The sequence below is a fragment of the Clostridioides sp. LIBA-6822 genome (assembly GCF_056688955.1).
Map to the genome: position 1 here is coordinate 64641 of NZ_CP196997.1, position 21858 is coordinate 86498.

Annotated in this window: 32 protein-coding genes; 19 read left to right on the forward strand and 13 right to left on the reverse strand. The window is 25.1% G+C overall.

Annotated features, from left to right (window positions below):
• Window positions 1-39: 39 nt before the first annotated feature.
• The 13 genes from ACTG48_RS21685 to ACTG48_RS21745 all read right to left on the reverse strand — a co-directional run bounded on the left by ACTG48_RS21685 (window position 40) and on the right by ACTG48_RS21745 (window position 12028).
• The gene (locus tag ACTG48_RS21685) at window positions 40-1422 is read right to left on the reverse strand and encodes a hypothetical protein (RefSeq protein WP_479918862.1); all 1383 of its coding nucleotides are present in this window, start codon (window positions 1420-1422) and stop codon (window positions 40-42) included.
• 12 nt (window positions 1423-1434) lie between these two features.
• On the reverse strand, window positions 1435-1662 hold the full coding sequence (locus tag ACTG48_RS21690) for a hypothetical protein (protein ID WP_479918863.1): 228 nt from the start codon (window positions 1660-1662) through the stop codon (window positions 1435-1437).
• Window positions 1625-3109, reverse strand: coding sequence for a hypothetical protein (locus ACTG48_RS21695; protein WP_479918864.1), 1485 nt, complete (start codon window positions 3107-3109; stop codon window positions 1625-1627). Before ACTG48_RS21695 ends, ACTG48_RS21690 begins: the two co-directional genes overlap by 38 nt.
• The gene (locus ACTG48_RS21700) at window positions 3078-4853 is read right to left on the reverse strand and encodes a terminase large subunit domain-containing protein (RefSeq protein WP_479918865.1); all 1776 of its coding nucleotides are present in this window, start codon (window positions 4851-4853) and stop codon (window positions 3078-3080) included. Before ACTG48_RS21700 ends, ACTG48_RS21695 begins: the two co-directional genes overlap by 32 nt.
• Window positions 4843-5670 (reverse strand): hypothetical protein, encoded by an 828-nt coding sequence (locus tag ACTG48_RS21705; protein WP_021383133.1) that lies wholly within the window; start codon window positions 5668-5670, stop codon window positions 4843-4845. The genes ACTG48_RS21700 and ACTG48_RS21705 overlap by 11 nt, the downstream gene beginning before the upstream one ends.
• Window positions 5671-5801: 131 nt before the next feature.
• On the reverse strand, window positions 5802-7001 hold the full coding sequence (locus ACTG48_RS21710; protein WP_021383116.1) for a metallophosphoesterase family protein: 1200 nt from the start codon (window positions 6999-7001) through the stop codon (window positions 5802-5804).
• A gap of 80 nt (window positions 7002-7081) precedes the next feature.
• Window positions 7082-7267, reverse strand: coding sequence for a hypothetical protein (locus ACTG48_RS21715; RefSeq protein ID WP_021383067.1), 186 nt, complete (start codon window positions 7265-7267; stop codon window positions 7082-7084).
• A 159-nt stretch (window positions 7268-7426) separates the two neighbouring features.
• On the reverse strand, window positions 7427-7705 hold the full coding sequence (locus ACTG48_RS21720) for an HU family DNA-binding protein (RefSeq protein ID WP_021383106.1): 279 nt from the start codon (window positions 7703-7705) through the stop codon (window positions 7427-7429).
• Window positions 7706-7823: 118 nt separating this feature from the next.
• Window positions 7824-9263 (reverse strand): hypothetical protein, encoded by a 1440-nt coding sequence (locus ACTG48_RS21725; protein WP_479918866.1) that lies wholly within the window; start codon window positions 9261-9263, stop codon window positions 7824-7826.
• Window positions 9264-9271: 8 nt separating this feature from the next.
• Window positions 9272-9520, reverse strand: coding sequence for a hypothetical protein (locus ACTG48_RS21730; protein WP_223153133.1), 249 nt, complete (start codon window positions 9518-9520; stop codon window positions 9272-9274).
• A gap of 179 nt (window positions 9521-9699) precedes the next feature.
• On the reverse strand, window positions 9700-10641 hold the full coding sequence (locus ACTG48_RS21735; RefSeq protein WP_223153134.1) for a hypothetical protein: 942 nt from the start codon (window positions 10639-10641) through the stop codon (window positions 9700-9702).
• 189 nt (window positions 10642-10830) lie between these two features.
• On the reverse strand, window positions 10831-11100 hold the full coding sequence (locus tag ACTG48_RS21740; protein WP_021383071.1) for a hypothetical protein: 270 nt from the start codon (window positions 11098-11100) through the stop codon (window positions 10831-10833).
• Between the two features lie 13 nt (window positions 11101-11113).
• Window positions 11114-12028: a ParM/StbA family protein gene (locus ACTG48_RS21745; protein ID WP_479918867.1), complete on the reverse strand. Its 915-nt coding sequence runs from the start codon at window positions 12026-12028 to the stop codon at window positions 11114-11116.
• Between the two features lie 1118 nt (window positions 12029-13146).
• Here ACTG48_RS21745 and ACTG48_RS21750 point away from each other — a divergent pair.
• The 19 genes from ACTG48_RS21750 to ACTG48_RS21840 all read left to right on the forward strand — a co-directional run bounded on the left by ACTG48_RS21750 (window position 13147) and on the right by ACTG48_RS21840 (window position 21761).
• Entirely contained in the window at window positions 13147-13290 is a 144-nt protein-coding gene (locus ACTG48_RS21750; protein WP_165478437.1) for a hypothetical protein, read from the forward strand.
• Between the two features lie 193 nt (window positions 13291-13483).
• Window positions 13484-13684, forward strand: coding sequence for an AbrB/MazE/SpoVT family DNA-binding domain-containing protein (locus ACTG48_RS21755; RefSeq protein ID WP_479918868.1), 201 nt, complete (start codon window positions 13484-13486; stop codon window positions 13682-13684).
• A 199-nt stretch (window positions 13685-13883) separates the two neighbouring features.
• Window positions 13884-14015, forward strand: a complete 132-nt coding sequence (locus ACTG48_RS21760) for a hypothetical protein (protein ID WP_255616465.1) — start codon at window positions 13884-13886, stop codon at window positions 14013-14015.
• A gap of 178 nt (window positions 14016-14193) precedes the next feature.
• On the forward strand, window positions 14194-14397 hold the full coding sequence (locus ACTG48_RS21765) for an AbrB/MazE/SpoVT family DNA-binding domain-containing protein (protein WP_479918869.1): 204 nt from the start codon (window positions 14194-14196) through the stop codon (window positions 14395-14397).
• Between the two features lie 179 nt (window positions 14398-14576).
• On the forward strand, window positions 14577-14735 hold the full coding sequence (locus ACTG48_RS21770) for a hypothetical protein (protein ID WP_479918870.1): 159 nt from the start codon (window positions 14577-14579) through the stop codon (window positions 14733-14735).
• A gap of 252 nt (window positions 14736-14987) precedes the next feature.
• Window positions 14988-15179 (forward strand): helix-turn-helix domain-containing protein, encoded by a 192-nt coding sequence (locus ACTG48_RS21775; RefSeq protein WP_219673426.1) that lies wholly within the window; start codon window positions 14988-14990, stop codon window positions 15177-15179.
• 86 nt (window positions 15180-15265) lie between these two features.
• On the forward strand, window positions 15266-15580 hold the full coding sequence (locus ACTG48_RS21780) for a hypothetical protein (protein ID WP_479918871.1): 315 nt from the start codon (window positions 15266-15268) through the stop codon (window positions 15578-15580).
• A 101-nt stretch (window positions 15581-15681) separates the two neighbouring features.
• Entirely contained in the window at window positions 15682-15837 is a 156-nt protein-coding gene (locus tag ACTG48_RS21785) for a hypothetical protein (RefSeq protein ID WP_154106815.1), read from the forward strand.
• An 83-nt stretch (window positions 15838-15920) separates the two neighbouring features.
• Window positions 15921-16127, forward strand: a complete 207-nt coding sequence (locus ACTG48_RS21790) for a helix-turn-helix domain-containing protein (protein ID WP_021383090.1) — start codon at window positions 15921-15923, stop codon at window positions 16125-16127.
• Between the two features lie 245 nt (window positions 16128-16372).
• A complete protein-coding gene (locus ACTG48_RS21795; RefSeq protein ID WP_021373110.1) occupies window positions 16373-16567 on the forward strand; it encodes a helix-turn-helix transcriptional regulator in 195 nt (64 codons plus the stop codon).
• 452 nt (window positions 16568-17019) lie between these two features.
• Window positions 17020-17343, forward strand: coding sequence for a hypothetical protein (locus ACTG48_RS21800; RefSeq protein ID WP_479918872.1), 324 nt, complete (start codon window positions 17020-17022; stop codon window positions 17341-17343).
• Between the two features lie 96 nt (window positions 17344-17439).
• Entirely contained in the window at window positions 17440-17643 is a 204-nt protein-coding gene (locus ACTG48_RS21805) for a helix-turn-helix transcriptional regulator (protein ID WP_021425105.1), read from the forward strand.
• Between the two features lie 215 nt (window positions 17644-17858).
• A complete protein-coding gene (locus ACTG48_RS21810) occupies window positions 17859-18119 on the forward strand; it encodes a hypothetical protein (protein ID WP_219673422.1) in 261 nt (86 codons plus the stop codon).
• Between the two features lie 77 nt (window positions 18120-18196).
• Window positions 18197-18427, forward strand: coding sequence for a hypothetical protein (locus ACTG48_RS21815; protein ID WP_227825345.1), 231 nt, complete (start codon window positions 18197-18199; stop codon window positions 18425-18427).
• Window positions 18428-18654: 227 nt separating this feature from the next.
• A complete protein-coding gene (locus ACTG48_RS21820; RefSeq protein ID WP_479918902.1) occupies window positions 18655-19371 on the forward strand; it encodes a Fic family protein in 717 nt (238 codons plus the stop codon).
• Window positions 19372-19390: 19 nt separating this feature from the next.
• Window positions 19391-20191 (forward strand): HipA domain-containing protein, encoded by an 801-nt coding sequence (locus ACTG48_RS21825; protein ID WP_479918873.1) that lies wholly within the window; start codon window positions 19391-19393, stop codon window positions 20189-20191.
• Entirely contained in the window at window positions 20163-20540 is a 378-nt protein-coding gene (locus ACTG48_RS21830) for a hypothetical protein (RefSeq protein ID WP_479918874.1), read from the forward strand. Before ACTG48_RS21825 ends, ACTG48_RS21830 begins: the two co-directional genes overlap by 29 nt.
• A 91-nt stretch (window positions 20541-20631) precedes the next feature.
• Entirely contained in the window at window positions 20632-21141 is a 510-nt protein-coding gene (locus ACTG48_RS21835) for a hypothetical protein (RefSeq protein ID WP_479918875.1), read from the forward strand.
• Complete coding sequence (locus ACTG48_RS21840) at window positions 21141-21761, forward strand: hypothetical protein (RefSeq protein ID WP_479918876.1); 621 nt, start codon at window positions 21141-21143, stop codon at window positions 21759-21761. Before ACTG48_RS21835 ends, ACTG48_RS21840 begins: the two co-directional genes overlap by 1 nt.
• Window positions 21762-21858 lie beyond the last annotated feature (97 nt).

A 21858-nucleotide genomic window follows, 5' to 3' on the forward strand; every position in this document is an offset into this window, starting at 1 on the left:
TTTTATATCTCCTTTTTTATTTTTTCATAAAAATAAACACTACTTATTTGAGTGTTTTTTCAATATTTGTTCATATGATTTTGTATTTTTATTTTCATCTTCTAATGTAGATGAATAATTTATTTTTGCTTCTTCAACTATAAGTCCCTTATCAGAATTAAATTTCTTTGTGTTTTCTTTTAACTTAGTATAATCAAGTAAACTTAACTCTTTCCTTAAATCCGCTAAAGATAACTCTTTGTTTATAGCGGATTCTTTAAAAATCTTAACTTCATCTTCTGTTAAAGAATTAAACTCTGAGATAATACTAGAAACTTCTACTTTATATTCTTCCATTTCTTTATCGGCCTTGAATTTTCTTAAAACCCCCAACTCTTCAGTTAGATTTTTTATCTCAGTTTCTTTTTCACTAAACTTTTCAAGTACTAATTCTTTTAAAGTATCCTCTTTAGAAAAAGTTTCTATAACTTCTCCTTCTTTTTTCTCTCTCCATTCTTCTGTATATGATTTTCTGTTTTCATAATCTAAAACAACATCATCTCCATCTATAGAATATGGTACACCATAATAATTACAATAATTTATATTATCTTCTAATATAGCTATTTTTTCTTCAGGTAGAATAGTTTTTAAATAATATTCTCTTGCTGTGTATTTACCTCCCCAATAAGGGTCTTCAACCTCAACCATCTTATTTTTTAATTGACTATTAATAGAAATATCTATATCTTCTATTGATAATAAATCATTTTTCTTTTTATCCAATACATTTTCCTCCTTCCCTTTAAATGAATACATTTCTTTACAAATATCATAAATTGCTTTTTTATATTTTGAAAAATTACTATATGTATTTATAGATGCCCCTTCAATTCCAGGTGCAACATCATCTCCTAAAATAGTAATTCCTAAAAAACTAAATTTTTTAATACTATAATATCCATCAGCTTTATCAACCTCTCCATCTTCAACTGCTATTTCCATACTTACACTTTTTGACTTTGACTCTGTCAATAATTGATATGCTGAGTTAGAATAATGTTTCCAGATAAGTCCTGTACAGTTTAGATATGTCTTTCCATCTTCTTCTGTATAAGTTATTTCAGTATTATTTGGAATCACACCAAGCGGTCTTTCTAAGAATTTATACTCTATAGAATAACCATCCTCATCCTTTACAACTTTAGTTATCATATTGTGTTCATCAAAATCTACTGCATTTTCTTCTTCATCATATTTTATGTATCCAAGTATTGGTATATCTGATAAAGTTGATTCTGCTTCATTTATAGTTGACAAATCAAACTTAGTTTTATTTAAATTTTTACCTTCATGTAAAATTTTTAGTTTTACATTTAATTTTCTATCATCTTCTTCATTAGAAAATGTCTCAAATCCACATGGAATACTAACTACTTTCAACGTCTCACCTCCTTAAATAAACATTACATCGCTAAAACTTATATCTTTAAAATCTTCCTTATTAAAATTAAATATCTCATCAGGCTTATTTTCAAATAAATAAAATGATTCTTCACCACATTTATTTTCATTAATAAAAGTAAATCCTTTTTTCATTAATTCGTCTTTTTTATCACTTGTAAATGCAATAATAAATCTTTTATTATTTGTTTTCATCTTTTCTATCTGTTTTATTTCCATTTGTACCACCATCACCTTTGTCTTCATTAGTAGGTCTTCCAGCATCATTATTTGAAAATGTATATGAAGCTTGTTTAACTGGCAACAAATCATCTATTTCCATTAGTTGTTCTGCTTTATATAAATTAGCAATTTCAATTGGCTCTTTTCCAGTACTAGCTAAATATACTAGCCTGCTATCTCCTACACTATTTATATTTTCTCTAAGTTGTTGTGATATCTTAGATTGGTTAAAATGAGTTGTACCAACAAAGTAAAGTTGGAATGCTTTAGATGAGTTCTTTTTATTTAATTCATAATTTATCCATGTCTCTATTTCATTTTGAATTCTCATTGGTATTAAACTATCTGCTATAACACCATCTGCAATAGATTCTGTATTTATTTTATCTGAGTTAAAAAGAGCAGTATTGATTCCAGCATTATCGAATATAAATTCTTTTGCTTCTTTAACATAATCATTAATCTTTGATTTTCCATCACTTAGATTAATCCCCTCCATATCTAGTGGAGTTACTGCTACAGATGTTCCTGCTGGTAAATTGGATTTTATATCATGGTAGTATGCACTTAATAAATCAAATGCAACTAATGGTTCATCATTTTTACCATAAGGTACTTTTCCATGTATTAGCTTAATACTTTCAATAATTGCATTAGAACCCTTTAAATCTTTCATATCTTCAAGCTCTAAGATATCATCAAATAAAAAGCTAAAAAATGGTATTCCTTTTGTGGAATCAATATCTATATTGAATGCTACAGCATTATCACTTAATTCATAGTATTTATTTTCTATTAAGTCTTCTTTTTTTAATCTTCCATCATTTAATTTTTTATATGCGTCTTGAACTTCTACTGGAAATGCTGATAAGGTCTTTCTATTTATTTTTCGTAAATCAATACCATACCTTAATACCCCATTTACTTTGGATGTTATTGTGCAATAAGAAGCTGGTAGTTGTTGCATCATTATACATTTTGAATCTTCAATTTTATATAAGTATATTTCTCCTTGCTCTAATACTTTTTCAGTTATCCAAGGACAAATATGTTTAAGTTGATATTTTTTTAGAAGTGTAGCTGACTTAAAAAAAGAGTTGACATAATCATCTTTATCTTTGAATTTAGAAATATTTGTTGGTATTATATAATGGTCAAATGTATTCATGGTTGAAATCATATTTAGAATTCTTTTATATGTACCAGATGTTTCTTTAAGTAAAAGACTTACCTTTTGTAGTAATTCTACGTTTTTGTAAGGGTCTATCATAGCTTTTCTTACTTGGTCTCTACTTATATTTCTTATCTTGTACATTTCATTTGACAGATTTATAGTATTTTCTATCATTGCATAATTTCTTTGCCTTAGTTGCTCATTTAAGTACTTTATTTGGTCTAAAGTATAATCTTTTTTATCTCCTTTGAGTTCTATTATGGTTTCCACCTCCTGACCAGAATGAAATTATTTGTCCATTTTCTTTACTATTTCTCTTTTTTAATTCTATATCCAGTAAATTTGCTAGATAATTCCCATATGCTAAAGAAGAATATCTGTCTTTCCTTGCTTTTCCTTTTTCTTTAACTTTAAGCCACTTTTGACCATCATTTTTAACAGTTTCTAAGTTAATTAATTCGTTTACAAGTAGCGTAGTTTGTTTATATGGTAATATCATTCTTGCTTGGTCTGTATAATTTTTCTTTGCATATCCAGCTGTACTACTTAACATATCATTTGCTTCTACATCATTTATAGGTATCTTCATTCTATTTTTTAAAAATACATCCAGTAAACCAATTATACAATCATGATTTATTTGTCCATATGCCTTAATCTCAAATATAACTGGATAATTTTCTTTTGTAGTAAAATTATTATGTAAATGATTTGTATTAGCATGAGAAAATGCATTATATTCTTTATTTCTAGCATCATCATAATTAACTCTAAGTAAATCAGATAAAACACTTTGACCTACTCCTTGAGTGTCTATAACTAAGAAATCTGCTTCAAAATCAAAGAATAATTGCTTTAATCTTATTGCTTGTTTATCTGGCTTCATACCATTATGAGATTCTATATGAACAACCATTCTTTCATAATAATCTTTCTCGGGCAATAATCTCCAACATGTATATACTGAATTATCATTATTGTCTCCTTCTGCGATAGCAATGTCAGCAGAAATTATCCTTAGTTCACCTTTTCTTTTTTGTAAATTACACTTTACTTTTCCATTTTTAGCCGATAATACTTCTAAATCTGTTGGAGGATAAAACGGATTTTTTAATGTTCTACATGGATTTACATAAGATGATTTAAATATTGCATCTTCATTTTCTCCAAAGAAAAGTGATTCCATCTCCATAATCCAAGAAACAGCATCCATTTCTCTTTTCATTTCATCTGCTCTTTCTTTATCCAGTATTCCATGATGAAGAGAAAGTTTATAATTACAATTAAGTACAAATTTATCTCTACCATCTATCATGTCCTTCACATACAGTTTAAATTTATCATATGCTTCATGCATCCTAAACCATGCACTACTTAAGTATAATTCTTTATTAGGCTCTGGAGGGTAATCTTCATATTTTCCATCTTTTTTAAATTTTAGATTTCTACTTACATTTAGAAATGGTTTAAGAATTCTATCTTGTATCTCTTTTTTTACTAATCTAAATTCATCTACAATAAGTATATTAAAACGGAATCCTCTTGATTGCTCGTTTGAGACTATCGCTTCTATAGTGCTTCCATTGTGAAATGTAACTTTGGAGAATTTATTGTTATATTCTATTTTTTTTATCTCTCTAGCTAGCATAGGAGATTGTTTTACTAACTCTTTCTCTATTTTCTCCCTTATAATAAGCTCTGCCTGTGATTTAGTAAATGCAGCTATACCAATTTTAGAATTTGGATATAAAACAGCTCTACAACATGCATATACGGCAGCAATCCAGCTCTTTGCAAATCCTCTGGCACATATAAGCATTGCGTAGTTAACTTTGTCAAACATATATATTAAAATGCTTTGAACTAAATACAAATTGAGTCCAAAATAATCTATACAAAATCTATGAGGATTTTCTCTATAGAACTTAGTCCATTCAATTATACCTTCTTCAAAAGCTTTAGTTTTATCTGAATTAATCTCATGATTATTTAACTTTCTAGTTTTAGTTATCATTTGGATTGTCCTCACTGGCTAAGTCAAATACTTTTCTCATTTGCCCTATAAACCACTTATTAATATATGTTTTTATTTTATCTACATCTTTAAATTGCTCTGAAGGCTCTCCTATCGGTCTATAATTCTCTATCTTATCAATCCATGTACCCCATGTAATAGTTTCATTTTCCGCTAAACTTGCTTCTTGAATAGGCTTTATATTTGCATCATTCATAAGTTTTGATATTAAGGTATTCATTTTCTCAAATCCTGTAGCATCACCATTTCTTAGTGCCTCATCACTTCTTAATAAACATTTAGAAATTTGTTCTAATAGCATCTTTTCAGCAGGTCTTTTACATTGATATGCAGTAGAAAACTCGTTAAACTTATTTTCTAAGAACATATAATCTTCTTCTCTTAGCCCAGCTCCCCATCTTTCAACCATATCATTGTTTATTTTTACTTCATTTGCTTCAAAAGCACAATTAATCTTATCTTCTATAGAATTATCAATTGATGTCTTTCCTCGATATCTTGAATTTCGATTAATAATCTTCATATATTCATCAATAAAATCTTCAATTTTTTTATTTCTCAATTCACTTGCTAACTTATCATCAAAATAAATATCAAAATTAAGACATGTATGTTTTAATGCTTTTATATTGCTATTATATTTATTTTCTAGTCTATCAAAGATGTTTTTAAAACATTCTTTGCACACAGGTAATCTTCCACTATCTAAATATATATAACTATAACTTTTCCAGAAATATCTTTCTTCATATTTTTCTTGTTTACAGCAAGAACATTTTTTCTTATTTACTGCCATATATTATTATCACCACCATAAAAAAAACCACTAGAGAATTAACTCCCTAGTGGTTAATAGGGAGATTCAGTTCAATTAAGAGCTGAGATAAGTCTACAACTATAAACTTAACTCAGCTCTTAATAAATAGTTTATAGTTTACTTAAATTTATATTATAAGTACACAATCTTCCATTTTCATTAAATATCATAAATTTTTGCATTGCATATGAACTTAATCTTAGATTTTTAGCGTATGTATCTGTTCCGCAGAAACTTCCATTTACACATATTTCACTTTCTCCAAAACTATCTTCTTTACAATTATGTAGATGAGCCATGAAGATATAATCAGGAATGACTTTTATTAGAGATGTAAGCTTAGGAATTGCAGTTGAGATTTTATCTTTATCTCCATGGACTCCTAGACATGTATTTCCACATATTTTGGCTATTATTATATCATTGTCTTGTACATTGTTTTGAAATATAACATTATTTATATTATTAATTCTTAATTTTATGTATTCATCTATTAATAGTGTAAAATTATCTTTATCTAAATTTTCATCTTTCTTTGGAAGAACTCTATCATGATTTCCTCCTACTGAATAAACTACAACTTCATCAATTCTCTGAGATAGCTCATATATAAAGTCACTGAGTATTTCAGATACTTCTATAATTTGTTCAACTATATTCTCTCTATTCTCTAATCTTATAGAATTATGTATATGACCAGAAATTAAGTCTCCAAGTAGCATTATATGCAATCTCTTAATTTTATGAAGTTCACAATATTCTACAATCCTACTTTTCAAATAATTTATTCGTACTTTAAATATTTTAGTATTATATCTATTAAATGAATTAATTACTTCCAATCCATAATGAATATCAGAAATAAGAATAATAGCTTCTTGATTTAAAGGCTCATATCTTTTGTAATTATAAGTTTCTAAAAGTGGCTTATAATGTGATTTCTCATTTATTTTTTTATTAAATAAATTAATTATACTATCTAGCCTTGAATATTCCCTTATTTTTCTATTAACTAAAGCTCTTTCATCAGATATTTGTACTCTAATCTTTTTTAATTCTAATATCTTTTCTTCTATATCATTTAACTTTTCTTCATTAAAATATTTTGGAATGTTTGAATTAATATAATCATGTGCCTCTTTTAAACCATATGAGATTTTTCTACAATGATCTGGTGAACATTCTAAACCCAATAGTTCAACTATTTCACCCCAATCTAAATCTACTTCTTTATTAACTTTTGCTAGTCTAATTCTGAATCTATAATCTTCTAATGTCTCTTTTTCTTTTCTCTTTAATATATCTTCCATATTTAATATCTCCCTATTTTATTAAATAAATATCATTATCAATATATTAGTAAAAAAATAAATAGTCTAAGATACTAATCTTAGACTATTGTTTCACTTAATCTAATTGTTATATTTAAATCTGTATCACCAGCATATTTATCTAAAATATCACTAAGTAATACTTCATGATCTCCGTCTTTTAAATGTTCTACAATCTTTATTGTTCCATCTTCTTCTTTTACTATTTCACATTTTTCTAAAACAGTTCCTTTATTATTTTTCATAAATATCTTTCTTAAATTTATTTTTTATATGTTTTTATTATAAAATCTACTGGGAATTATTTATTTCCCAGGGTTTAAATCAATTATAAAAATGATTTAAATTAAGGAGCTAGATAAGCCTCTAACTCCTATTATATTAAGTATATATAGTACTATACATTATTTTACTGCATCTTTTAAAGATTTAACTGCTTTTAATTTAGGTATTATCTTATCTTCTGATTTCCAAAGCTTTTTAGTTCCATTTTCAAGGGTTATTTCACCCTCTCTACCTTTTTGTACCTTAGTTAAATATTTTACTCCCATAAGAGTCAACTCATCACCGCTTTTTAATACTTCATTTCTTTTTTCTTCTATCACATCAAGTATTTCTCTTGCTTTTATCTGTGATATCTCTAGCCCATCTGCTATTATTTTTATAAATTCTTTAGTCTTCATATTTCCAATCTCCCTTTTTCATGTAATTTTCATTTGATAATAAGAGGTCTTATTTTTATCCCCTTACACTATTAATATGTTTTAAACAAGCATTTTCTTAACCACTTTTCCCCACCAACTAGTTGCAATTCTTACAGTTTGACCTATATCCTTTTTTCCCATTCTTATCGAATTTAGATAATAATTTGATTTCCCCACATCTGCTACACTTCTTGTACTTTCCTTTGCAAACAGACATATAATAGTAATTTTCTTCATACTCTTTTTCATAAGTACTAATTATTTTATTTACTATTTTATCAATTTGTTTGCTTACTGCAGGAGAAGTTATATTCATAATATCAGAAATATACTCCAAAGATTTATCTCTCCTATACATGCTTAATATATCTATTTGTATTTTAGTAAATTCAATCTTGGAAATAATGTTATTTAAATCCATAACAATACATGATAAATCATCCTGTAAATCATTTCCTTTCTGAACTCTTAAAAGTTCTTTGACATGGGTTTTATCAAACATATTTAAATAATTCCAATCAGGGTTACCAGAGTCTTTTAATGGTGCCTTCCAAACAATAGGTCTTTCTATTGAATTTTTAGCATCAATCATGTCATTTTTTAATAATTTCAAATTCTTTCTAACTACCCTTTTTATCTTCAAGTCTTCCTTATTTAATTCTCTATATCCTAGTTCCTTATATTTGCTTTTATACCATTCATAAGTATCTGAATACATTTTTAACATAGGATATTTTTTAATATCTTTAGATTTTATTTTAATATCTTTTATTTTTTTATAGTTTTTGGGTATCTGGAAAATTGCAAATGAATTATCTTCTTTGAGTTCATCTTTATTTGAAGCTTTTGAATATGTATTTTCACCATTGACTGTAGCTATTTTATTTAGAAGAGCCTCTTCTTGACATGCTCTTTTGAAAAGTTCTTTTGAATTGTACATTTTTATTTTAGTTTCTTTACTTTTATCATCTACTGCTAATATGTAACTCGCTAATATTTCTAAGCTTTTAGCTATATTTGATGTTGAATATGTGCTATCATTTTTATTTAATATTAATTTAACTTTAGAAGTATCATTATTGTTATAATCCCATGTTCCTTCACTACTACTAAATGGATTAACTGCACCTACATATTCAGTTGGACTTATATCTTTTAATTTACACCACTTAATAAATCTCTTATACTCCATTGCTACTTCTTCACCATTTTTGTCTACATAATATATACCATCTTTATTTAAAGGGCTATCTGAAGTTTGTTCAAATATTTCTTCCCAAAATTCATTATTAAACTGTTTTTTCTCTTGATACTTTACTTTTGTAATAACCTCTTCGTTTCTTTTTGAAACAGAATTATAGTATTTATCTGTATAATTTCTACTTACTTCTTCAAACCAAGTATGTTTAATTTCTAATATTTCTTCTACATACGTAATTCTATCTTCACAATCACCTATACTATAATCCAAATTCTTTATGTAATCTTGAACATATCTACCATTTATATTTTCATAAAAATTGTTATTATTGTACATTAAAAAGATTATATCTCCCTTCCTTGTAATCTGTCATTATAATTTGTATCATCATAATCCCATAACTCATCTTTGAAATCTTCTTTGTGTTTTCTATTAATTATTTCATATGAAGATCTTTGGCTTAATTCATAGTATCTATCTATTTCACCTTCATATTCTTCATCAAAAATCTGATATGTATTTCTATGTATACTTGTTTTTTCTATCTCACATAAATCTTCTAAGTATATTACCTTTAATTCTTCTTTTTCCATATTTCACCTTTATCTTGCTAACAATATTAAATGTTATTATCTATAAGTAACATTTTTATGCCAGTTTTTTGTATTTTAGTCACATTTCTATGCCACCTATAAATTTTATTTTTCAGCTGTTTTTACTGAACTTTTTCAATTTTTTAAGGTTTATTACCTCTTATATCTTAGAAACTTATTTAGAAAAAGCATAAATTAATTGCTCTTTTAGCAATGTTTAAATTATTACCTCTCCAAACAACATAAGGATTTATAATAAAGTAATCCATACTTTTATAAGTTCCTTCTACTATTACATATTTAAAAACATAAAACCTATTTTCATCTAACTTTATATAAAATTTTAGCAATTCTTTTTTAAATCTATTCATGTCTTGTTTTATTGTACTAACATTTAATAATTCACAAATTGTGTGTAAACTCATTTTTTCTAATTTTGATATATCTAATTCATTTGGATTTAAACATAATATATTACTTTCGAAATGTATATATGGTATGAGTTGATATATATAGCTTAATTGTTTATGTTGTCTTGGAGTGCTGTGTTCATAGAGGAACCTACTTGTGTTTATATATATTCTTGTATAGTCTTTATCTTTAAATTTAGAAATGCCTTTTGTAAAATACTCTGTACTTATATAAAATTTTCCATTACTTTCATATAATAAATTGTTTTTCTTTACATCTGTTAGAAACTCTCTAAATGCTCTGTCTTTAAGATTTAATATTTCTCTCATATTCTTTCTATCTATAGGGACTATTTCTTTATATTTAGAATATTTCACTAATAAGTTTTCTTCTCCTGTATTGTAATTTAAATATGTTGTAAGATATATTAATCTACTGATATTTGCTCTACTTATACTTATTTCATTAAATAACAATTCATTTTTCACATAAGCACAGAATACAAAGCCCCCTAGCTTAAAATTGTGAGATGGTAATTCTTTTTTATTATTCATAATAGCTTTTTGCTCTGGTGTAAAACATACTTTTCTTTTGTTAATCTCGACTATTTCGCCTCTTTTCATTCCTCGATGTTCCACTATTTCTCCAGTTCTATTGTCTGTTACAATTACACTTTTTACAAATTCATTACCTTTATTTATAAGTATCACACCCTTCCTCTTTATTTATTAATCTAATACAATGTTTATATAAAACTATGTTAAAATTATTATAAATTAAAGCTTCATGAATAATAATATCTTTGTTTATAGTATATTTTCATTATAACATATAAACTCTCCGTTCTCAAGTACCTTGTTAAATATCTACTCTTTAAATTAAAGAGCAGATATTTGTCATTAATCTGGCATATTATTAAATATATTTTTAATAATTGGATTTTCTTTTTTTATAATTTTCTCTTCTGTAATTGAAATTTCTTTATTATCTTTAAATGTACTATTGCCTAAACATTGTTTTAATAATTTATTTTCTTCTAATAAATTTTTCCATTCTAATATAATTCTTTCTAAAGCTGTGTTTCTACTACTTATTTTTCTATCATTCTGATATCTTTCTATTTCATCAAATATATCTTCTTCCAAATAAAAGCTAGATGATTTCTTCATATTTATATCACTCCTAGAATTGTTCGATACCTACTTCAAATAAGCCTTTAGAAGTTGCCATTTGAGCATCTTCAGATACTTTAAATCTATTATCAAATTTCATATGCAATGCAGTACCACCAGATACATATACATCCATTTCATCAATGTTCTTCCATTTAGAGGCAATTCTTTGAGCAGTGCTTTCAGAAGCCATTATATAAGCAACCTTTTTAAGTTCATCATAATCATTAGAACTATCTATTTCATTAAGTTCTCTTATTATGCCTCTATCCTTTAGTTGCTTCTGAACCATTGTTAATGCATCTTGATTTCCAGCTTCTAATGTATCAGATAGTTTATCGTTAAATACAAAACCTTTTTCAAAGAAAGACATTTCAGTACTTCTAAAACCTATAGAAACCATACCAACAGCTTTATCTTCATTTACTTTTCCTTCTAATGTATGAAATAGTGCAGCATCTCCTTCTCTAAAAATTGATATATCAGATATTTTTATTTCTTTGTGTCCACCTTTTATTTTATCTTTTACTTTAAATGTTTTACCTTTATATGTATCTATTACTTCTTTTAATGTAGTTTTTCTAAATGATTTATATGGAACACCCATCATTATTTTTACTTCATCGGCTACAGCTATTTCATTAAGAGCGGCTGCAACTAATATTCTCATTGTAAAAGATGTTTTTGAATCATCAGAATTTCTAATAGGAGTTATACTTTCTTTTTCTGCTAGAGATCCTACAAAGTAACTAACACTTTCAAAATCTATATATATAGGGTCTGTATATTTTTCAAAATCTATATTTCTGCCATCACCAAATACAGATTTAAATAAACATTCTTTAACCATACTATTATACTTACTAAATCCTTTTACATAACCTCTTCCTATATCTAACCCTATAACTTGGTAATTTTCTTCCATTTTAATTCCTCCTAAGTAAATATTTGCTAATTATATTATATCATATAATTAATTAATATTTGAATTAATTATAAACAAAAATTCAACTATAAATTGACATTTTTTGTTTTTAAGTTTAAATTAGAACTTATTTTAATTCATTTTTAGTTTAAATATACACCATTGCATTTACATAAACTTTTATTAGTTTATATTTAACTTGTTTTTAGTTTAAATATAGTTTATTTTTTTCATAGTATTTAAGTCTATTTTTCATGATTATTTACAATGTAATAGTAAACTTTTAATACTCTTTTGAAATTCATTTTCTTACAGACAATACTTTGATATAGTAGAGTAAATTATCCTGTATATCTAAAGTTATTACTTATAATATTATTTTTATTTATTCTAGTAGTTTTTATAATAATCAATACATACATTTTTATTTTATATTTTCTATATTAAAACTTAATTTTAGAATAAGAAGTTTCAATAAAAAGATTTTATGTGTTTTAATTTTGCATGAAATCTATGGAGTCATTTATTCTGTAAAGTCGTCTGTAATTTATATAAATATTTAAATGTGGAAATGAAAGAACTAGCCGAAAATTTTCACTGACAACACAAAGCCTTTCCTAAAAATACCCCTATGCTATTTTCACTTTACTTTATTAATTAAAATCATATAAATATTATTTTTTAAAATAAAATATTACTTTTCACTAAACTTTTAAGCACTACTATTATATATAGCATAAAACAAACTATTCTATGTCTATTTTTATAAAACCTAGTATTTTCAATGATTTTAACAATATTTTTTATATTTTTGTCAGCAATACGTCAGTTAACAATATAATTATGTCATATTCTAATACTGTTACATTGTATAATTGAATGTTTTATTTTTTATAATTATTTTTTTCATTCACTTTATAAATTTTTTAATTATGGATAGGTAAGCCTTTTAAATAACCATGATAAACAATATTTTTTAATGAATAGAATTTTTATAATATTACAATGATTGAAATTATAAATATAATAAGAAGAAATAAAAAATTAACTTTATTTTCCATTTTTCTATTGACTTATAACATCATGCTATATATAATATAATTATAGGAGGTGATGAGATGTCACAAAAACTTGAAAAGTTCGTCAAGGCACTTGACGAACTTAACAAAATAATAGATAAGCTTAATCTAACACTTAATTCAATCATTAAGCTTATTGCTAAAATAGTTGCATTAATAACTTTATTAAACAAACTATTTTAACACTTTACTAGAAGGTAGTTCCTACCTACCTTCTAGTAACTAAATTATATCATTTTTGTGACTAATTATACAATGAAAAATAAAATATTAAAGCTTTTTCTAAATATTACAAAGTTATTAATAAAAATTATATTTTTAATATTAATTATATATATATTCATTAAAATAAATAAATAATAAAGGAGTTTTTAAAATGGATAATAAAAGAAAATTAAACATATCATTTGCAAAAGGTGGGGCAGGTTCAACATATACAAGGATAAGTCTACCTATTACATGGGTTCGTGATATGGGATTAACTCAAGACGACAAAACTGTTGTAGTTGAATATGACGAACACAATCAAACTATAACAATTAAAAAATATGATGAGTTTGCAGATAATGAACTTTAATTATTAAGGTAGTAGATGGTATTAATCTACTACCTTTTTAGTTATTATATCAATCATGATTAAACTATTAAATCAGTTTATATTATTATACTTAGACAAAATCAAAAATATTTATTTTTATATTGATAATACACGTAACTTACATGTATAATATAAGTATCTTCAAGATAGATAATTGAAGAAGAAAGGAGTAAAAGAAATGAGTAAAAAAGAAAGAAGAAAACAAAAAAAGAAGTCAAAAGCTAATATACCAAACATTGCATTAATAATTAGCTTAATAACTTCTATAATCAACTTAGTAACTGCTATATTAGTAATTACTAACAGATAATACATAAGCAGATAAGAGGTGGCACCCTCTTATCTGTACTATCTTCTTTTATTTTACCATATTCTTATGTTTATGAACAGTAATAAATTAACCCTTATAATCAGCATAATATCGCTTGTAATAAGTATTATAACTTTAATATTAGTAATAACTTTTTTGTTGTAAAGGAGATGATAATATGGAGAATACAAAACGTAAATTAAATATTATATATAATAAAAGTGGTCGTGGTAATATAACAAATAGAATTACATTACCATTTACATGGGTTCGTGATATGGGTATAACTCAAGAAGATAGAGCCGTTGTAGTTGAATACGACGAGTATAATCAAACTATAACAATAAAAAAATATGATGAGTTCACAGACAATGAACTTTAATTATTGATAGACTAGATTGAAATAAATCTAGTCTATTTTTATATTGCAATATTTTCCCTAAATTTTAGTCTTAATTTTTATGATATATAAGTCTTGACAAATAAGTCACTTATTTGTATAATGTAATTAAGATAAGAGTTAAACCTTATCTATACAATTTAATATTAGGGGGTGATGTTATGAGAATAACTAAAGACAAAATAAAAGAGCTAATCGAGTTGGTAGGACAACTTGAAAAGCTCTTTGTCCAAGTATTTAAATCACTTGAACATATTTTGATTTCTTTATGTTCTTGTATCGGTTGGCTATTAATACTTACATACATAATTAACAATTAATAACCAATACAATATACCTATATAGATACATTCTTATAGGTATATTGTAACACACCTAATATCAAAAGTAAATGAGGTGATTACATGAGTCAACATATTAAAACTACATTGCAAATAGTAAGGATACTAGGTTTATTGTTCTTCTTATATTTCGCACTTAAAGCAATGTATATTGTTTATCTTTAATATCTTTATTGAGTTCCTTATACATTAAGTAACTCCTTTTTGTTATAATACTAATGAGGTGATATCATGAAATTAGAAAAATTAATTGATATAAGAAAAGAAAAAAAATATTCTCAAGAGGATATTGCTAGAATGTTAGATATATCTTTAAGAAATTACCACAGAAAAGAAAAAGGAGAAAATCAATTTACAGTAAGCGAACTTGAGAAAATATGTAACTACTTAGATATAAACCCAAATGAACTACTTGACATATAGTAGTTCTTTTTTTGTATAAGTTATCCACAGGAATCCATGTTATAATATTAAAACATAACTAAAATATACAGAAAAGAGGGTTAACTATGGATACTGGTATAATCAATTTATTAGAAGAATTAAAAACTGATATTAAAGAAATTAAAACTTCACAAAATAAAATAAGTACGGATATTATTGAATTAAAAAGTAATCAAGATAAAATAGTAAATCAAATTGACTTATTGAAACTTGTTCAAAGTACTAGTAGTTCAGATGATAATATTAGCATGAAATCAGTTGAAACTGCTATATTAAAAATGGAAAGTAATACAAATAAATTCAATAATAAGTTATCTATTTTAGAAAGTATAATTATAAATAATTGGAAGGAACTTCTTGAACTTAAAGGATTTGAATAATAAGCAATTTTTTACTTGCATATTTTTACCTGAAACAGTATAATATAATTAAGGTAGTAATTAACACTACCTTATACAATTTAATATTGGGGGTGTCTTAAATGATAACCAAAGACAAAATAAAAGAGCTAATCGAATTGGTCGCACAACTTGAAAAGCTCGTAGTTCAGATGATTAAATCGGCTGAACAAATAGTTTTTGCTTTAATCTCATTTATAGGCTTGTTATACATATTAATGAACATGATTAATAACTAATAACAAGATACAATATACTTATAAGTAGTATATTATAGGTATATTGTAACACACTCAATATTAAAAGTACAAGAGGTGATATAATGAAACTTAATAAGTTAAAAGAGTTAAGAGAACAAAAAGGTTATACTCAACAAACATTAAGTACTAAAATGGGTATGAGCATAAGAGCATATGCTTATAAGGAAAATGGTCATAGGGATTTTTCAGTAGAGGAACTAGAACAAATACTATATTATTTAGATATAAATGCAAATGAATTATTAGAACCACATAGAAAAATGGACTAGTTTATAGCTAGTCTATTTTATTACAACAATATATTGTACAAGCCATTTAAATCCATTCTAAGCACGTTCCAATACACTCGCCTTGTTTATTATAACATTTAGTTTTTAGAATCGAATATGAAAAATAAGCTAAAATATATAATTCTAATTTATAGTAATTTGTTTATTCTTACAATATTGTCAAATTTGACAAAATACTATTCTTAAAATATTATATAATATATGTAGTAAAAAGGAGTGATAAAATGAAACTTGATAAATTAAAAGAATTAAGAATAGAAAGAGGATACAGTCAGCAACAGTTTGCTACTTATATAAATATATCTCAAAGAGCATACAGTTATAAAGAAGCAGGAAAAAGGGAATTTTCCATTTCAGAAGTTGAAAATATCTTAAAATTTTTAAATGTAGAGCCATTGGAATTACTTGACTTAGAGTAGATTCCAATATTTTTTACATTTTTTAGAACATTTTTGCTTGTAATATTGTTCTAAATATAATATAATTAAATCATAACAAGGGAGAACAAGAAAACACCAAGCCACCTCTCAAATGAAGTAACAGGCAAAGAACCTTCTTAAAGCCCTAGCTATAAATAATATTAATAAAGGTTTCCAATTAAAGCCTATAAAAATTGAGGTATCAACTTAGTTGCTTCTATAATGGCACTCAATACAATTTAATATGACATAGTAGTTGTGGAATACTACATTATCAAAAACACTAAAGATTAAGCATTAAAATTATAGTTTGTACTGCTTAACACTTACATTGTTCATAAACTATCTAATATTTACTAAAATTATTTAAACTATTTATTTTAGATTGTTTTAGTAAGTGTTAGAATAAGACACTTAAATTATGATATAATAATAAAAGGAGTGTGGTCGTGATGGATGAAAAGATATTAGAGTTATTACAAGAAATGCAAGGTAGCATGAAAGGGATACAAGGTGAAATCAAAGGAATCAATACTAGACTAGACAGTATGGAGCATGATATTAAAGACTTAAAAACTGGACAACATGAAATGCAAAAAGATATTATTGAGATTAAAACAGATGTAAAACATATTAAGACTGAACTAGAATATACAGAAAAACATGTAGTTGCATTAAAAGATGATATAAAAGAGATTAAACAAGATTTAAATGCAACACAGATTATAACATCTAAGAATTGGTCTGATATAGAAAAATTAAAAGCAATTAAATAGCAGTACATAAAAAGACATCTTGACTTTAAGGTGTCTTTTATATAACTCTTTAGTATGGTATTATTATAGAATAATAATATTCTTGGAGGGAACAAAATGAACTTAGATAGATTAAAAGAATTAAGAGAAAGCAGAGGATACACGCAACAAATGTTGAGCACATACATTAATATGTCGACTTCAACTTATAATGATAAGGAAAAGGGTAAAACATCATTTAAAATTGAAGAACTTGAAAAAATAGCTAAATTGCTTAAATTCAGTAAAGAAGAAATGTTTGAATTACTCGACTTAGACTAATCGAGTAAAATAAAAAATAAAAATCCGAAAAACACTATTTAAAAATTCGGATGCGATGGTGCCTTAAAAACTTAATACGACATAGCAGTTGTGAGGTACTGTGTTATCAAAAACACATCAAGTATTTAGTAAAATAATTCACGGATTGTTTTATTAAGTACTTGAATATAGTACTTAATATTATGTTATAATAATAAAATAGGAGTGTGAACGGCATGGATGAAAAAATATTAGAGTTATTACAGGAAATGCAAAGTAGATTTGACAGTATTGACAATCAACTTATTGACCTAAAAGAAGGACAAGAAGAAATTAAGAATAAACTAGACTTAACTTATAACCAAGTTGCTAGAAACATGGAAGGTATAACAGAAGCTAGTGAAAAAATAGACTCTCTAAAAAGTGACATAAACTTTGTAGAAATAGCCACATCTAAAAATTGGAATGAAATAGCTAAACTTAAGGCAATTAAATAGTAGTACATAAAAAGACATCTTAAAATTAAGGTGTCTTTTCTATTATGAAATATTATTTGTCAACTGGAGGTGCGTAAATGAATCGTTGTGATAAGTTATCAATATTAAATCAATTAGAATACATAGAAAAAGACATTAATGCAAGAAATGAAATTATTGAGAAATTTAAAGACTTATTGGTTAAATATCCAAAGAGCAGAGATATAAGAAGATATATAAAACAACAAACTCAATTTTTAAATGGTATTATATATGTATATGATAATTTAGATATTTTAAAGAATATGGTAAATAATGAGATAAGATGAGAACATTACTAGATATAATATCTAATGAATGTAAAAAGGAACTCTATATCTCGTAAGTATAGAACTCCTAAAAAATTAATTCATTATGTGATTGAATGATTGAGAAAAGAATAATATTATTTTTTTCTCAATTAAATATCATTACTAACAAATAAAGTTCAAAATATAGTGTAAAATATAATACTTTTTGTTAATATTATTAATATGAAATAAAGTTAAAAATGGAGATGAATATATTGATTGAAAATAAATTTATAGAAAAATTAAAATATACTAAAAACATACCAAATGCTTTATATAAAGACTTAAGGCATAATTTTTTATTTCATTCAAATAAAATAGAAGGAAGTACATTCACAAGTGAAAGTTTACAAGATTTAATTGAACACAACATTGTAAAAGGTAACCATACTTTAGATGATGTTATAACAACAGTAAATTCAAGCTATGTATTTGAAACTGTAATAGATACTTTAGGAGAATGTTTGACAGAAAAGTATATAAAAGATTTACATGGTCAACTTATGTACAACTCAAGTATCCATAATATGGGACTATCTGGTGTATATAAAAAAATACCAAATAGAATAATAGGAACTAATAGTGTATTAGCCCAACCATTTGAAGTAGAACCAAAGATGTTAGAACTTATTGAATGGTATAATAATTTAAAAGATATTACAGTAAAAGATTTAGTAGAATTTCATTATAGATTTGAAATCATTCATCCTTTTCAAGATGGTAATGGAAGAATAGGAAGATTTATATTACTTAAACAAATACTTGAGAATAATTTGAAATTAATTATAGTATCAAGTGATACTGTAGATGATTATAGACACGCTTTAAAAAGTTGTTCTAATGAATATTATAGACCTTTAGAACAATATTTTGAAAGTTTAGGTGACTACAAAGAAAAAAATAAAGATTTGTGGAACTTTTAACCCATAATTAAACAAATGAATGGAAGTGAAAACTATGCTTTACAGAACGGAAGATTTAAATACTTTTGCAGGTATTGGAAGTTCTAAGGGTGTTTATTATAAATGGAAAAATTCAAATTATTATTATAAAACAGGGACTTTATTTTTTGGAGAATTTAGTTCATTAGAACCTATTACTGAATGTATATGTAGTGACATAGGAAGTTTATTAAATGTAAATAATATACAATATGATTTAGTAAAAATTCATACAAAGGGAAATTCAGATTTTGAAGAACAAAATATACTGGTATGTAGAAGTTTAAATTTTTTAAATGACAATGAAGAACAATTTATAACTATGAGAAAACATTATAATAGAAAAGTGGATTATGATACAATTATAGATGATTTCCCAAACTTTAAAGAGTTTTTAAATCAAATGTTAATATTTGATTTCATTGTCAACAATATTGATAGACATTATAATAATTTTGGATATATAAAGAATATTAAAACGAATGAAATTAGATTTGCACCAATATTTGATAATGGATTGAGTTTATATTCTATGTTAGATATCGAGACATTAAAAACATTAAAAACTAAACCTTTTAATAAAAAAAAGTATGATAAAGCTAAACCATTTATGAATAAACATTATTCACAAATAAAATTGATAAAAGAACTTCCACAAATAAATTTAGATTTTAATGACTCAGATATAGAAAAAATATTATTAAAATATAAAGATGTTATTTCAAAAACTAGAATAGAAATGATATTTGATTTGGTTAAGGAGAGATTACATTATGTTAGACAAATATACGCTAATGTTTAAAGATATTCCTATAGGTGATTTTATTTATGATGAAGATAAAGATAAATTTAGTTTTAAATTGTATGATATAGTAGATAATATAAATTATTTGCCACCACTGTTATACGATTACACAGATTTGAGACTAGATTATCAGCCTAATGATAAAAATATAAGAGATTTTATAGGGGATAGAGTTATGCCAGAAGAGAGACATGGATTGAATAGTATATTGGAAGGTCTTGGATTAGATTTCTATGACCCTTGGGAGATATGTAAAAAATGTCATGGTTGTTCACATGAAGACTATTGGTGGCTTAAAAAAGAAGGGGATAATTTTAATTGGAGAGAATATCATCAAATTAGTTAATCCATATTTTTAAATTATTATGAATAAGTGTCCAAAAACACAATTTCCATTCGTTATATATTTAAAGCTAAATATATAAGGAGGATATTTTATGAAATTAAAAAACTTAAAAAAATCAATTGCTATTGCTCTAACAGCTATAATGCTAGGTATACCTTTGATGAGAACTACATATGCACTAGACGAAGATAATTATACAAGTCAACAAGAAATTCAAGAGGAACAATCTAACAATCCTCAAGAAAGAATAATTTTTGCTATTCCTGCTATAGCAATAGCTCCATCAGTTTTTGCTGCTTTAGGTATAACTGCTGCTACAGGGCTTACAATATATGATATATATCGTGTATCAAAAAGCACTGCAAACGAAATTGACAATGCATGGAAAAAGATACCACAGAAGTTAAAGGATGCAGATGGTACAGTTGGTATTAGAAAATTTGATAAAAAGTTAAAAAATGGAGTTAGAGAAAATTCAAAAACAGGTTGGAAAATAGACCCAGATAGGGATGGTCATAAAGGTAGCAAGTGGAAATTAAAAGATAAAAAAGGCAATAGAATTGGTTCATTAGATTCTGAAGGAAGGGTTGTTGGTAAGTAGTGGATTTAGAAAAAAAAATACATAAGCATTTTAAAAATTTAATTATAAGTAGTGACTATGCTGAGAACATAGAGGAACATTCATTATGGATAGATACTGAACTTATGTCACCAGATTTATTGGAAAAAAATATTAAATTTATAGATAGATTCCCTAAAAGAATGAATGTAGATTCTCCACATAATGTTTTAGAAATCTTTTTTGATTTATATTCTGACAAATCTAACTATCTTTTTGAAGAATATAAATTTTTAAAAACAACACTATTATTACTTAACTATAGTAACGATATTATTATAAGTACAAATTATATTGATTATAAAAAAGAGTGTGAAAATATTGAAGATGTAATAGCAGAAGAAGATATTGAAAATTTAAAAATTATTAAGAATAACCTATTTCAATTTAAAGATATTAAAAATGATTATTTTGCTATTAATTCATTGTTGAAATTAGCCTTTAGAGAAAAGATATTTATAAATATATTTTTATTAGATTTAAAAATATCTTTTGATATAAATAGTTTGGCTGTAATGATATACATAGAGAATAGTACAGATTTTATAAATACAATAGAAAAAATTTGTTCTATTGAAGGTCTTTATTTAAGAAATAATTAATTTAAAAATATATAATACTAAAAAAATGTCCTAAAATATATGATATATTTTAGGATATTTTTTAGTTATAATTTTAAATATAACCTATATTAATAAG

Bases quoted from the DNA above. Each gene is read 5' to 3' on its own strand.
- ACTG48_RS21690 (WP_479918863.1), bottom strand. From the start codon at position 1,662: ATGGAAATAAAACAGATAGAAAAGATGAAAACAAATAATAAAAGATTT.
- ACTG48_RS21700 (WP_479918865.1), bottom strand. From the start codon at position 4,853: ATGATAACTAAAACTAGAAAGTTAAATAATCATGAGATTAATTCAGAT.
- ACTG48_RS21705 (WP_021383133.1), bottom strand. From the start codon at position 5,670: ATGGCAGTAAATAAGAAAAAATGTTCTTGCTGTAAACAAGAAAAATAT.
- ACTG48_RS21710 (WP_021383116.1), bottom strand. From the start codon at position 7,001: ATGGAAGATATATTAAAGAGAAAAGAAAAAGAGACATTAGAAGATTAT.
- ACTG48_RS21715 (WP_021383067.1), bottom strand. From the start codon at position 7,267: ATGAAAAATAATAAAGGAACTGTTTTAGAAAAATGTGAAATAGTAAAA.
- ACTG48_RS21720 (WP_021383106.1), bottom strand. From the start codon at position 7,705: ATGAAGACTAAAGAATTTATAAAAATAATAGCAGATGGGCTAGAGATA.
- ACTG48_RS21725 (WP_479918866.1), bottom strand. From the start codon at position 9,263: ATGTACAATAATAACAATTTTTATGAAAATATAAATGGTAGATATGTT.
- ACTG48_RS21730 (WP_223153133.1), bottom strand. From the start codon at position 9,520: ATGGAAAAAGAAGAATTAAAGGTAATATACTTAGAAGATTTATGTGAG.
- ACTG48_RS21740 (WP_021383071.1), bottom strand. From the start codon at position 11,100: ATGAAGAAATCATCTAGCTTTTATTTGGAAGAAGATATATTTGATGAA.
- ACTG48_RS21745 (WP_479918867.1), bottom strand. From the start codon at position 12,028: ATGGAAGAAAATTACCAAGTTATAGGGTTAGATATAGGAAGAGGTTAT.
- ACTG48_RS21750 (WP_165478437.1), top strand. From the start codon at position 13,147: ATGTCACAAAAACTTGAAAAGTTCGTCAAGGCACTTGACGAACTTAAC.
- ACTG48_RS21755 (WP_479918868.1), top strand. From the start codon at position 13,484: ATGGATAATAAAAGAAAATTAAACATATCATTTGCAAAAGGTGGGGCA.
- ACTG48_RS21760 (WP_255616465.1), top strand. From the start codon at position 13,884: ATGAGTAAAAAAGAAAGAAGAAAACAAAAAAAGAAGTCAAAAGCTAAT.
- ACTG48_RS21765 (WP_479918869.1), top strand. From the start codon at position 14,194: ATGGAGAATACAAAACGTAAATTAAATATTATATATAATAAAAGTGGT.
- ACTG48_RS21770 (WP_479918870.1), top strand. From the start codon at position 14,577: ATGAGAATAACTAAAGACAAAATAAAAGAGCTAATCGAGTTGGTAGGA.
- ACTG48_RS21775 (WP_219673426.1), top strand. From the start codon at position 14,988: ATGAAATTAGAAAAATTAATTGATATAAGAAAAGAAAAAAAATATTCT.
- ACTG48_RS21780 (WP_479918871.1), top strand. From the start codon at position 15,266: ATGGATACTGGTATAATCAATTTATTAGAAGAATTAAAAACTGATATT.
- ACTG48_RS21785 (WP_154106815.1), top strand. From the start codon at position 15,682: ATGATAACCAAAGACAAAATAAAAGAGCTAATCGAATTGGTCGCACAA.
- ACTG48_RS21790 (WP_021383090.1), top strand. From the start codon at position 15,921: ATGAAACTTAATAAGTTAAAAGAGTTAAGAGAACAAAAAGGTTATACT.
- ACTG48_RS21795 (WP_021373110.1), top strand. From the start codon at position 16,373: ATGAAACTTGATAAATTAAAAGAATTAAGAATAGAAAGAGGATACAGT.
- ACTG48_RS21800 (WP_479918872.1), top strand. From the start codon at position 17,020: ATGGATGAAAAGATATTAGAGTTATTACAAGAAATGCAAGGTAGCATG.
- ACTG48_RS21805 (WP_021425105.1), top strand. From the start codon at position 17,440: ATGAACTTAGATAGATTAAAAGAATTAAGAGAAAGCAGAGGATACACG.
- ACTG48_RS21810 (WP_219673422.1), top strand. From the start codon at position 17,859: ATGGATGAAAAAATATTAGAGTTATTACAGGAAATGCAAAGTAGATTT.
- ACTG48_RS21815 (WP_227825345.1), top strand. From the start codon at position 18,197: ATGAATCGTTGTGATAAGTTATCAATATTAAATCAATTAGAATACATA.
- ACTG48_RS21820 (WP_479918902.1), top strand. From the start codon at position 18,655: ATGAATATATTGATTGAAAATAAATTTATAGAAAAATTAAAATATACT.
- ACTG48_RS21825 (WP_479918873.1), top strand. From the start codon at position 19,391: ATGGAAGTGAAAACTATGCTTTACAGAACGGAAGATTTAAATACTTTT.
- ACTG48_RS21830 (WP_479918874.1), top strand. From the start codon at position 20,163: ATGTTAGACAAATATACGCTAATGTTTAAAGATATTCCTATAGGTGAT.
- ACTG48_RS21835 (WP_479918875.1), top strand. From the start codon at position 20,632: ATGAAATTAAAAAACTTAAAAAAATCAATTGCTATTGCTCTAACAGCT.